General features: G+C 37.5%; 13 protein-coding genes and 1 pseudogene. 12 read left to right on the top strand and 2 right to left on the bottom strand.

Annotation, left to right across the window (positions count from 1 at the left end; all coding sequences use genetic code 11):
• A partial coding sequence (locus ACEN3Z_RS10745; protein ID WP_407090860.1) for a transposase occupies positions 1 to 416 on the top strand: 416 nt, incomplete at its 5' end.
• A gap of 343 nt (positions 417 to 759) precedes the next feature.
• Here ACEN3Z_RS10745 and ACEN3Z_RS10750 read toward each other — a convergent pair.
• Positions 760 to 1,815 (bottom strand): peptidoglycan-binding protein, encoded by a 1,056-nt coding sequence (locus tag ACEN3Z_RS10750; RefSeq protein WP_407090861.1) that lies wholly within the window; start codon positions 1,813 to 1,815, stop codon positions 760 to 762.
• A 182-nt stretch (positions 1,816 to 1,997) separates the two neighbouring features.
• Between ACEN3Z_RS10750 and rlmD (ACEN3Z_RS10755) the strand changes: the two genes are divergently transcribed.
• From rlmD (ACEN3Z_RS10755) to ACEN3Z_RS10800, 10 genes and pseudogenes are all read left to right on the top strand, one after another.
• Entirely contained in the window at positions 1,998 to 3,368 is a 1,371-nt protein-coding gene (gene rlmD / locus ACEN3Z_RS10755) for a 23S rRNA (uracil(1939)-C(5))-methyltransferase RlmD (RefSeq protein ID WP_218930278.1), read from the top strand.
• Positions 3,369 to 3,411: 43 nt separating this feature from the next.
• Positions 3,412 to 3,558, top strand: a complete 147-nt coding sequence (locus ACEN3Z_RS10760) for a hypothetical protein (protein WP_407090862.1) — start codon at positions 3,412 to 3,414, stop codon at positions 3,556 to 3,558.
• A complete protein-coding gene (locus tag ACEN3Z_RS10765) occupies positions 3,555 to 3,794 on the top strand; it encodes a DUF1538 family protein (RefSeq protein ID WP_407090863.1) in 240 nt (79 codons plus the stop codon). The genes ACEN3Z_RS10760 and ACEN3Z_RS10765 overlap by 4 nt, the downstream gene beginning before the upstream one ends.
• A gap of 146 nt (positions 3,795 to 3,940) precedes the next feature.
• Positions 3,941 to 4,141 carry a hypothetical protein gene (locus ACEN3Z_RS10770; RefSeq protein WP_407090864.1) on the top strand — a complete coding sequence of 67 codons (201 nt, stop codon included), beginning with the start codon at positions 3,941 to 3,943 and terminating at the stop codon, positions 4,139 to 4,141.
• Between the two features lie 167 nt (positions 4,142 to 4,308).
• Positions 4,309 to 5,712 (top strand): 23S rRNA (uracil(1939)-C(5))-methyltransferase RlmD, encoded by a 1,404-nt coding sequence (rlmD, locus tag ACEN3Z_RS10775; protein WP_407090865.1) that lies wholly within the window; start codon positions 4,309 to 4,311, stop codon positions 5,710 to 5,712.
• A gap of 308 nt (positions 5,713 to 6,020) precedes the next feature.
• Entirely contained in the window at positions 6,021 to 6,539 is a 519-nt protein-coding gene (locus ACEN3Z_RS10780; RefSeq protein WP_071131225.1) for a ClbS/DfsB family four-helix bundle protein, read from the top strand.
• Positions 6,540 to 7,103: 564 nt separating this feature from the next.
• Positions 7,104 to 7,379 (top strand): hypothetical protein, encoded by a 276-nt coding sequence (locus ACEN3Z_RS10785; protein ID WP_407090866.1) that lies wholly within the window; start codon positions 7,104 to 7,106, stop codon positions 7,377 to 7,379.
• A 162-nt stretch (positions 7,380 to 7,541) separates the two neighbouring features.
• Positions 7,542 to 8,137: pseudogene (locus ACEN3Z_RS10790) on the top strand (hypothetical protein).
• Positions 8,137 to 8,310 carry a hypothetical protein gene (locus tag ACEN3Z_RS10795; RefSeq protein ID WP_171031307.1) on the top strand — a complete coding sequence of 58 codons (174 nt, stop codon included), beginning with the start codon at positions 8,137 to 8,139 and terminating at the stop codon, positions 8,308 to 8,310. Before ACEN3Z_RS10790 ends, ACEN3Z_RS10795 begins: the two are co-directional and overlap by 1 nt.
• A gap of 749 nt (positions 8,311 to 9,059) precedes the next feature.
• The gene (locus tag ACEN3Z_RS10800; RefSeq protein ID WP_407090867.1) at positions 9,060 to 9,209 is read left to right on the top strand and encodes a hypothetical protein; all 150 of its coding nucleotides are present in this window, start codon (positions 9,060 to 9,062) and stop codon (positions 9,207 to 9,209) included.
• A 234-nt stretch (positions 9,210 to 9,443) separates the two neighbouring features.
• Here the strand turns inward: ACEN3Z_RS10800 and ACEN3Z_RS10805 are convergent, their stop codons facing one another.
• Positions 9,444 to 10,832 carry a PLP-dependent aminotransferase family protein gene (locus ACEN3Z_RS10805; RefSeq protein ID WP_407090868.1) on the bottom strand — a complete coding sequence of 463 codons (1,389 nt, stop codon included), beginning with the start codon at positions 10,830 to 10,832 and terminating at the stop codon, positions 9,444 to 9,446.
• Positions 10,833 to 10,967: 135 nt separating this feature from the next.
• Here ACEN3Z_RS10805 and pdxS point away from each other — a divergent pair, with 135 nt between their 5' ends.
• A complete protein-coding gene (gene pdxS, locus ACEN3Z_RS10810; protein ID WP_407090869.1) occupies positions 10,968 to 11,825 on the top strand; it encodes a pyridoxal 5'-phosphate synthase lyase subunit PdxS in 858 nt (285 codons plus the stop codon).
• Positions 11,826 to 12,001: the final 176 nt, after the last annotated feature.

The following is a 12,001-nucleotide window of genomic DNA, read 5'->3' on the forward strand; positions in this document are numbered from 1 at the left end:
TAGGTGAACTCCTTTTTAACCATTCCTTTATTGTCACGAATTTCTCAGAGAACATCTCGGCTAAAAGAGTATTTGAAACCTACAATAAACGCGGTACCATGGAAAACTATATTAAAGAAGCCAAAAATAGCTTCTTTTTCGATAAAACAGATAGCCCAGAATTCCTTGAAAACGAGGCACGCATGATGATTAGTCTGTTGGCATACAATGTGGTTAATTTCTTACGTACCATATGTTTTGAACCAAAATCAAAAGGACTCCAAGTGAATACGATACGTCTTCGTCTATTTAAAGTGGCTGGAAAGCTCGTCACTACAGCAAGACGAATCTATTTAAAACTATCGAGTTCCCATGTTTATCAGCGAGAGTTTTATGCAGTATTCAGGCAAATCCAAAGGATTCGGCAGTACATTTAAAGAACCTGTTTTTTAAAACCTTTTAAATGGCCTAGGGAGAAGTGCGCCCAAAATTCGTGAGATGAGACTAAAAAGTTTTTCTTTAGCTTAGAAAATCGATTAAAATATTTTAATTTCGATAAAGTGATCCAAAATTGAAAAATAACGACTAGAATAACTCAATATTTAAAAGTATGAATTATTCAGGAAAATGATAATTTCGACACTTTACCGTTTAAAGCGACACTATGGGAACTCAAAGTATCGCTTTCTACATAATTCCTCCAAAAAATCAGAAACCTCAACAAAAAAAACAAGCCCACCTGGGCTTGTCTAATTAGGAAGTTAATCTTATGGCTAATAATTATTGGTTAGCTACGTCTACAATCGCTTGTAAGTAACCTGAAGTATCAGCTAAAGTTGAACCTGATACAACATCAGCAACGTTTCCTTCTTCGCCTAAGTCTTGTAACTCAGCAACCGCTTCTTCTAATTCAGCCGTAGTTTTACCAGCAGCGAATTGAGTAATTGCTTGTAAGTTTTCTGCGTATGGAACAGTTGATCCAGCAATGTCAGTCATTAATTGAGAGTATGCTTCAGAGTTTTCTAATTTAGAAACTAAAGTCACTCCTTCAGCGATACCTTCACCAAATGGAGCGTCCGCGTTTGGAACACCTGACCATTGATCACCTTCAACAAATTGGAACTCGTCTAAAGCAGCAGCAACAACTTTATCACCATCTACTGCTGTAGTAACGATTGCGAATGATTGGTCACCATGTGGTGCAGCTACGGCTTGTTTTAATTCTAAATTAGCAGCATCTGCTTCAGCACCAGTGAATTCAGTACCTTCGTTAGCAGCGTCAATGATGGCTTGTAAGTAACCAGCTGAGTCAGCTAAAGTTGCACCTGATACTACGTCAGAAACATTTCCATCTTCACCTAAATCATTTAAAGCAGTAATGCCTTCTTCGATTTCAGCAACAGTTTTGCCTTTAGCAAAGTCTTCGATAGCGTTTAAGTTATCTTCATAAGTAACAGTTGAATCAGCCTTATCAGCCATCATAGCAGAGTAGCCTTCACTGTCCGCACGTTTACTGATTAAAGTTACACCGTCAGCGAAACCTTCACCAAATGTAGCATCTGCGTTTGGAACACCAGTCCATTGATCACCTTCAACAAATTGGAATTCATCGATTTGTGCGTCAACAACGACATCACCTTGCATTGCCACAACAACAGAAGCAAATGATTTGTCACCGTGAGGAGCTAAGTAAGCCACTTTTAAAGTTGTTGTTTCTTGAGCTTGAACGGCAACTATCTCAGCAAAAGGTGTTGCATTGTTCACCGGTGAACTAATAGCTAATGCAAGCGAACTTGCTGTTAATAACACTAATGGTAGTAATGATTTCTTTTTCATTTTAAATCCCCCTTGTTTCTTTGAGTATATAGTAGCACGTCTTGTGATTACATGCACGTATTTTTTAACATTTCGAATAAAATAATTTAATGACTTGAATTCTTCCTCATTTAATACTAATTAGGAATAATGGCTAGGTTTTGATAAAATGGGTAAGACATTGAAATTGGAGGAAATAAAAAATGGCAAACAAAGTACCATTTAAGAAAAATGACACGTTCACCGGAACGGTCGAAGACATAACATCACAAGGGCAAGGCGTTGTAAAACTTGATCATTATCCATTCTTTATCGAAGGGGCGATTACAGGCGAAGTTGTTAAATTCAAAGCGATGAAAGTCGGTAAGACTTACGGGTTTGGACGCTTACTTGAAATTATTGAAGAGAGTCCAGAGCGCGTGGAGATGACTGATGCTATCGGACGTCAAATCGGGACAATGACACTGCAACATATGAGCTACGACGCTCAATTAGCATACAAAGAACAACAAGTTAAATCAGCTTACGAACGTATTGGCCACTTTGAAGATGCAGAGATCCGTCCCGTACTAGGTATGGAAAATCCATGGGAATACCGTAACAAAGCACAAATTCCAGTAAGAGAAATCAATGGCCAACTAGAAACAGGCTTCTTTAGAAGAAACTCACATGATTTAGTGCCAGTTGAAAACTTCTTTATTCAACATAAAGAAATTGATGAAGCCATCTTAATTGTGAGAGATATCTTAAGACGATTCCATGTGCCTGCTTATAATGAAAAGAATCATACAGGAATTATCCGTCATGTAGTTGTAAGACGTGGACATTATAGCGGTCAAGTGATGGTGACACTTGTAACGAATAAACGTAAGATGCCTAACGAAGAAATCATCGTCGATGCGATTGCGGAAGAAGTACCAAATATCGCAAGTATTGTACAAAACGTGCAAACGAAACGTACGAATGTCATTCTAGGTCGTCAAAGTTTAGTATTATGGGGCCAACCTTATATTGAAGATTCGATGTTAGGTTTAACTTTTAGAATCTCATCTAAATCTTTCTACCAAGTGAATACACCCCAAGCAGAAGTTCTATACAAAACTGCGATTGATGCAGCGGACTTACAAGGGAATGAGACTGTTCTGGATGCGTATTCTGGAATCGGAACAATCGGTTTATCACTCGCTCAACATGCGAAACAAGTGTATGGGATGGATATTGTGGATGAAGCCGTTGAAATGGCTAAGCAAAATGCGAAGTTAAACGGCATTAAAAATGCAGCCTTCGAAGTCGGAAGTGCGGAAGAATGGTTACCAAAATGGAACGAAGCAGGCATTAATTTTGATGTTATCGTTGTGGACCCACCACGTAAAGGTTTAGATCAAGTCTTTGTGGATGCAGTGATTGAACAACAACCTGAAAAGATTGTTTATGTTAGCTGTAATCCAGCAACTCAAGCGAGAGATGCACGATTATTTGCAGATGCTGGTTATGACTTACAATTTGTCCAACCGGTTGATTTATTTGGACAAACGACTCATGTTGAAGCCGTTGCCTTATTTACAAAAGCATAATTTATATTTGAAAGAAGTCTGTGTGAACAGGCTTCTTTTTTATATGCCATCATTTAAAAAGAAAGAGTTTATACTGGGTCGATTAATAGATAACTTTAAAGAAACGTTAACTTCCTTACTACCAATGGTTGGTGTCGTAATGTTAATTCAGCTTAAATTGCAACCGGTAGCCTGGTTAACGATACTATGATTTGTCATTGGTGTCGCTTTTTACTGATTGGTTTACCGCTGTTCTTAGTCGGTGTCGATATGATTGTTGAGAAGATGGGTGATTTATTCAGTCACTACGTAATTGAACATCCGATACAAGTGATTACGATGATTGGTATATTTGGTTTGGGATTCATTTCAAGTATTGCTGAACAAAACTTTGTTATGGTACTGTCCCTAGGAGTAGGAGCTATGTTGACTTTCGGGGTATACTGAATTATTAAAGACTTTAATTTACGATATAACTTTGCCACTATCTACGCATTTATAGGTATCTTTTGCTTAATCTAAACGCCTGAATTTAATGAGATTGCTTTTACCCGTGACATCGTTTATCTGTATCGCTTTTAGGAGGGGATAATATGTGGTATTTAATCTATGCAGTCGTTCCAAGTGGGGATGCTGGAGAAGTCATTTGGTTTATTGTTGAGAAAGATAAATATAAAGAAGTGAGTCAAATTATTTTCCAAAATATGGACTTAGACAAAGAAGGTAACGGAATTCTATTTGTAGAATCTTTAAGTGAAGTTCATGGTTTGGTGAACCAATTACCAAGTGAATAATTTTAAATGAGGCATCCTTAACGGGATGCTTTTTGAATGGATAAACTACTAAAAAATATGCACTTAAATTTACTTAAAAGATAGACACAACGGCTACATATGATAAACTAGGGAATATTGTAATAATGCACAGAATTTTGTATAAATAATAATATTGAGGTGATTCAATGAGAAAAGGCGATTACCCAACAGAAGTGTTGGATGTAGAAATCGATTATGTAGATTCAAAAGGGCGCGGATTCGTTCACTATACCCATGCACCAGATAGAGGCTCAAACGGTAGAACGTTAAAAATTATTACGTCGAATGTGGTTCCAGGTGATGTGGTACGAGTAACTGTTGATAATGCGAAAGGTCGTTACAAGGCAGTTGTTCCCTATGATAAGTTATTGAAACCAGGTCCAACACGTAACTTAGATATGCCAACTCACTTTGATGTGTCAGGTGCAGCGCCACTGCAATATATGAAATACCCTGATCAATTGGAGTTTAAGGTGAATATTGTCAAAGAATCTTTAGAGCAGGCTGGCTTTGATACAGCGTTAATTCAACCAATTATTGGTATGGATGAGCCAGACCGTTACCGTAATAAGATGGAATTATCTTTCGGACAAACCGGAGAACTAGGTATGCACCAACAAGGAAATTACCGTAAAGTCATTGATTTAAATGATTCAGTTATTGCTCCAAAGGTGATGATTGAAGTAAAGCACATTGTGAGCCAATGGCAGAAAGATTATGATTTCAAAGGCTATGATAAAGATAAACATACAGGACTTTTACGTAACCTAATGATGCGAACTTCTTTTGAAACGGGTGAATTAATGGTCGTTGTCTATGCGACAGAAAAACCCGAAGCACATCCAGAAGCTGTAAAAGACTTAACAGACCACTTAAGCGAAGCTTTCCCAAGCTTAGCCAGCCTAGTCTGGATCGAATATACAAATATCTCAGGGCGTATTCAATCAGAAGAGTCCTTTACTTTATATGGGCGCGATTATATCTATGACGAATTAGGTGGTTACCGCTACCGGATCTGGCATGATACATTCTTCCAACCGAACCCAGTTCAAGCTGAGAAAATGGTGGACTATGCCCTTGAGATGGCTGATGTGAATGATGATATGCGCGTCCTTGACCTATTCTGTGGGGTAGGAACATTCAGTTTACCTTTTGCGAAACGCAGTAAAGAATTAGCTGGAATTGAAATTGTTGAAACTTCAATTGAGTCAGCGAAGCGTAATGCGAAAGATAATGGCTTAGACAATACTTTCTTCATGGCGAGTGACGCTCGACGCGGAATGAAAGAACTCCCGGAAATTTGGGGCCAACCAGACTTATTACTGTTAGATCCACCAAGAAGTGGTGCCGGCGGGAAAGTGATGCGAAGCATTGGAAGACTTGGAACGGATAAAGTTGTCTATGTCTCATGTAATCCAAAAAGCTTAGCTGAAGACTTAGTTTGGTTAAGAGACTTTGGTTATGAATTGAAGACGGTTCAACCGATTGACCAGTTTCCGCATACACCTCATGTGGAGTGTGTAGTATTGATTGAAAAAGCAATTGACTAAAAGTTTGATACAATAAGGTTGTTAATGAAAACAGCAAATTGGTATGCTAATATTATGAGGAGTAAACTTGATTTTTAGATTAAGTTACTCCTTTTTATTATTTTAAAGTGAGTTTGACTGTGGAAACAGATTAATAAGAGTAAGGGGATGTTAAGTTGAATACGAAAGCCATCAGTGGATTAATTCCCCGATTTCATTTATGTTACAAATTTGAGCCATAGAGGTTCAAGAGGTTTACCATCGTAATTATTCTATTTTTCTAGAAAGATTATTATCAATTAGACCTTGTATTAATAACAGGAGGTATTATGAGAACATATAAAGATAAAGAAGAGCTAAAATTTGAGATAAATAAAAGTTTTGAAAAGTATATTTCTGAATTTAATAATATCCCAGAATCACTGAAAGACAAAAGCGTTGACGAAGTTGACAGAACACCATCTGAAAACCTTGCTTATCAAGTTGGCTGGACAACATTGCTCCTGCAATGGGAAGCCGATGAGAAAAATGGCTTAACAGTAAAGACACCATCAGATATGTTTAGGTGGAATCAGCTTGGTGAATTATATCAGTGGTTTTCGGATACCTATGCAAATTTATCCTTAGAGGAGTTAAAGGATAGGCTAAACAGAAATGTTATTTCAATCAATAAAATGATTGATGTACTAAGTGATGAAGAATTATTTTTACCTCATATGAGAAAGTGGGCTGATGAAGCTACAAAAACAGCAGTATGGGAAGTATATAAATTTATTCACGTTAATACTGTTGCTCCTTTTGGGACTTTTAGAACCAAGATAAGAAAATGGAAAAAGATAGCACTATGAAACTAAGTTCAGTTACTTGGCAAACTATTCTCATAAGTACAATCCTATCTGGATATGTTCCTGCATACAAGGTTCGATCTTGGATATCTTCCCACATACGCAAGTCCACAATGGATATGTTCCCTCAAAGAGAATTAAGTAAAAAAGGAAAATGGAAATTGACCTTTGACAGCTATGACTTCCTCTTAACACATGTTGAGTGTGTAGTATTGATTGAAAAAATGAAAGGATAAATCGTATATGGACGGGTTTCTGGATGTTTGATGGATGTTTAGGGGCCTCGTTTTTTGCTAGGGAAGTGGACATTTTGACCTGGAAGTTGATTTTCCAGAGAAAAATAGGGGTACGTCTGGGGAAACAGGTCGATTGGTGTGATAAGGTGGAAAAATGATAACTGGCAACTTGATACAATTTAATGACAAAAAAGCCGTTATGAAGTGGATAATCGGGATGAATTTGATCAATTTATATTTACAGGTTCAGCGGTGCCTAATGAATTTGATGAATCTATGCACACAGGGACGGAAAGAATATCTAGGCTGTTAATGCAACCAACGAGCTTATATGAGTCAAAGGTTTCGACTGGAGAGATTTTCACTTAAAGATCTACTAGAAGGAAAAAATATTTCAGCTATTGATGAAACCAGTCTTGAAGAAATTGCTTTCTTAATTTGTAGAGGGGGAGGGCCAAAGGCAATTGGTTTAGATGAAAAGACTGCTTTATTTCAAACTATAGATTGCTATGATGCTGTTATATCTACCGATATTAGTAGAGTAGATTCGATAAAAGGGTTACACAAAATAATTTCACACTTTGTTTACAACCTAATAACTTATTAACTATAAAGCGATCTTAATGACATTTGACAACAAGATAAATTCTTTTAAGATACAATTGTAGCGGGGAAACGTTTTTTAAATAGAAAAGTTGGGGCTAAATCGATTATATTATTCAAACACATTGTACAGTAAACAAATAAACATTAAAAAAAGGGAGAAATTATGAATCAAAAACTTAGAATCGTTTCGTTATCTTTCGCTATAATGCTTCTAAGTGCTTCTATATTTCCTAATATTACAACTGTTTACGCTACTGAAAATGAACAACAAACACAAGAATACACTGAAGTTGAAATTGTAGAGCCTACATCTCTTTCATTAACAGAGGTAGAAATCAACTCCCTTGCTAATGAAATTCAAGCATTACACCTAGTGTTTCTAAAGAGTGGATTATAGAAGTAATATACAAACAACTTCAAGGTGATTACTCGTTACAAACAGAATATACATCGTCTCAGGCTCAAACTAGATCATCATGGCAAGGTATAACTGTAGATCAAATGGGAGCGGCCCTAGATACTGCTATTGCATTAGCTCTAGGAGGAAGTACAGCTACCCTAGCCAATTTAATAAAAGTAAAAGGCAAACACGCAGCAAAAAGTGCCATACGTTCAGCAATTGCAAAATATTTAGGAAGCTGGGTTGTGAATGATGTTGTATTAGAATTTGCAATGAATTTACTATCACCAGGTACCTATTTAGCTCAATTATGGGACGAAAACGATGCTGTTCCTAACAATGGAAGGATTAATTTTTAATGAGCAAAGACTTAATAAAATTAGTAGGTTATAACTTATTAACTTTAACGATGGTGTATGTATTAACACTGCTAGCTAATAAAGAATTTAAATGGTGGGTTGTCATAGCCATGACATCATCATCTTTCATCGTTAGTAAATATTTAGAGAACAAAAATAAAAAAGATAGCTAGTTTTTGTTACCTGTTTATTTAATAGATAACAGGTAAAAATTAAACCAAATGAACCCCCTTAAATGATGTGAACCCCAAAGTTAGAGTTAAAAATATAGGCTCTATAATAAATGCGGTTGATGAACGAACATCAACCGCATCTTTCTATTCACAAAAACGTAAATGTTCACTATATTAAAGTCACCACAACCTAACAAAGGAGCATCTACGCATGAATCATTTTTATCTTAAAAACCTTGCAAATAAAAGACCTTAGTATTCATATTGATCCAAATCTTGTTGAAGTCACGGAATTCAAAGGTCGTCAGAGCCTATTCTATCATGGTTTATTAACCCATGTCCCTGAGGCTTGTGAGCATTGTGGATGTATCAATCAGGGTGATTGGATTGTTATCAATGGAACCTGTTCCTCACGGATTACTTTAGCTCCGGTATCCGGACTAACTGCCTATTTAATCCTTAATAAATAACGTTTTTATGTTGCCATTGTCAACGAACCTTTTCAGCAGCGACTTCACTGATTGATAAACATTGTTTTATCGCCAATCAAGTCAAACATCTTATCATGAATCCAGCGGACCGTGTAATGAGTGCGAAAGATATCGCCCAAGATTTTTCCGTTTCCGTCCAGACCGTGCGATGCGTCTTCAATCAAGCCGCCTTAACCCTGTCTCAGCGTCCCTCGATGGGGCTTACCTCAAAATCTCTGTTTTGATGAATTTAAGAGTGACGCTTCTGCCAAAGGTGCCATGAGCTTCATCTGTTGCGATGCCCTCTCTCATCAATTAGTGGATGTCGTGGAAGACCATCGAAAAGGGTCTTTAAATGCTTATTTCAGTCGCTTTGATGTGCAAGATCGTCGTCAAGTTGAAACCATTACCGTGGGAACTAGTCAATAAGTGCAAGGGTGTTAGGTTGGATAGGAAAATTATCAAACTTATGAAGAAAGTAGTCAACACGTGAGTACAGGTACACTTACCATTACTTATAGAGCTTTTATATAAGCTTGAAATCACAGCCTACATTGATAGTTTTGAACATGTAGGCGTATGTTTGTTTTATGTTTCTTGTGTGACTTTAGCAGTTATGACGGTATCAGTAATCGTCGTTTATCTCGTTGAATTTCTTTTACTTTATTTAAAAATAGTGACTAAAGCTTGAATAGCTTGATCAATTTCATCAAGCTCTAGCCCACCATAACCTAAAATATAACTTTGGTCGAACTGGTTCTTTAATTTAGCGTAGTGATTGACCGGTTGTAAGCGGATCTTATTTTCAGCTAGCCTAGTTTGAATCACGTCAGTCGGTGGAATCTCACCCTCAATGTTAATAATAAAGAAAAGTCCAGCCCCTGCTTCCTTAATGGTTAGGGGTAGTTGGGTTTGGTTAAGCGCTGCTAGAACCGCTTTTTCCTTACGACGGTAATTAGTCCGAAGGCTATTAATATATTTAGGAAAATGGGCAGAATTGAGAAAATCAGTCATTAAATATTGCTCAAAGCTGGAAATATCACTGGTTTTTAATTTAGCTTGATGGAATTTTTTCATTAATTGATCGGGTAAAACTAAATAAGACATCTTAAAAATTGACCCCATACTTTGACGAAAGGCCCCTAATAAAATGACTCGCTCCTGGTCGTCCAGACTAGTCAAAGCAGGAACAGGACGGCCCTTAAGGCGGAACTCATTATAGTAGTCATTTTCAATAATATAACGGTTTTCTGCCTGATAGGCCCATTTTAATAAGCGCTGACGTCGACGCATCCCCATGATAATGCCAGTGGGAAACTGATGGTTGGGCGTAGTAATCACGATGTTAGCTGAGGTAATCTCCAAATCTTTAACTGAGAAACCATATTTATCAATCGGAATTCGAATAGTCTTTTGCTGATAGTCTGTAAAGAGATCTAAATTTTTATAATAGCCAGGATCTTCTAAGGCATAAATCGCATCTTCTAATAAGGCAAATAGAGTCTGTAAGCTAGCCGTATGACCACCTGTAATGATGATATTATCAGCTGAAGTCATCACTCCCCGGTATTTACGTAAATAATTAGCAATAGCCAAGCGTAAAGAGAGAGCACCCAAGTCATTTTTTAAATTACAATTAACCACGCTTCTTGCTAGAGCTTCGGGTGCATACTGCAATAATTGTTTGGGATTTAAAGTAGACATATCACGGTTGGCAAAGTGAAAATCATAAGTATATTGGCTGGCTTCACTTATTTTAGAATGCTCATGTTTTGTCGACTTTGTCTCAATTTCCTCAGAGGGCAACATATCAATTTCTAGTAAATCCACATAATAACCAGATCTTTCCCTCGGCACTATATAGCCTTCATCTGTCAGTTGGTCATATGCGTTAATGACCGTATTAAGGCTGACTTTTAAATGATCTGCCAAGGCCCGCCGTGAGGGTAGTTGGTCACCACTTTTTAAATGTCCTTGGGCAATTTGCCGGATGACTTCATCGACTATTTGTAAGTAGAGGTGTTGGTCTTCGTTAAAGTTCACCGTAATCATACTTTTCCTCCTCTCGTGTTATCCATTATACAATAAAAAAACTATTTGGACCCATAAAAATATCCATTTTTGCATCTTAAGAAACATCCAAAAGACTGTTAAAGTGGAGACACTATTTATAAAGGAGCAATCAAAATGAAACGATCAATTGAAGAAGTACATAAACAATTAGCTGGTGGTGTAATCATGGACGTGGTAAATGTGGGACAAGCTAAAATTGCTGAAGCAGCTGGTGCCGTAGCGGTCATGGCTTTAGAAAGAGTTCCTGCAGACATTCGAGCTGCTGGTGGTATTAGTCGGATGAGTGACCCTCAAATGATAAAAGAAATTCAAGCAGCAGTTTCTATACCAGTCATGGCGAAAGTAAGAATTGGTCACTTTGTCGAAGCTCAAATCTTAGAAAGTTTACAAATTGACTATATTGATGAGTCAGAAGTCTTATCAGTAGCTGATCAAGTTTATCATATTGATAAACAACCATTTGAAACACCTTTCGTTTGTGGAGCTAGAGATTTAGGTGAAGCTTTACGCCGTATTCAAGAAGGGGCTAAAATGATTCGTACTAAAGGTGAAGCAGGAACGGGGGATGTCAGTCAAGCGGTTAGGCATTTAAGAAAAATCCATGAACAAATCCGTTATTTGGCTTCGTTACAAGATGATGAGCTCTTTAACCAAGCTAAGGAATTAGGCGTCTCTTATGATTTATTAAAGCGAGTCCATGATACTGGTAAATTACCTGTGTTGAACTTTTCGGCTGGCGGGGTGGCAACACCTGCTGATGCGGCTTTAATGATGCAATTAGGTGCTGAAGGAGTTTTCGTTGGTTCAGGTATTTTCAAATCAGGTAATCCAGAAAAACGTGCCAAAGCCATAGTTGAAGCAGTAGCCAATGACAAAGATGCTGCCAAGTTAGTCGAAATCTCAACTGATTTAGGCGAAGCGATGGTAGGTATTAATGAAGACGAAATTAAAGTCATCATGTCTAACCGTTAATCATTAAAAACAAGGGCTTCAAAAGTCAGTGGGCTTGGTCTACTGACTTTTTTTATGTGCGCCCGGCATGGGCGATAACTTGGTGGTGAAAGTCCACTACAGACTTGGCAGTAGGAACTGTTAGCTAAAGGCAAGGGTGTCCACCGTGAGGTGGAATCTGAAGGAAGCCGGAGGCA

Origin of the sequence: Ruoffia sp. FAM 26254, from assembly GCF_045528545.1 — a bacterium.
GTDB lineage: Bacteria > Bacillota > Bacilli > Lactobacillales > Aerococcaceae > Ruoffia > Ruoffia halotolerans.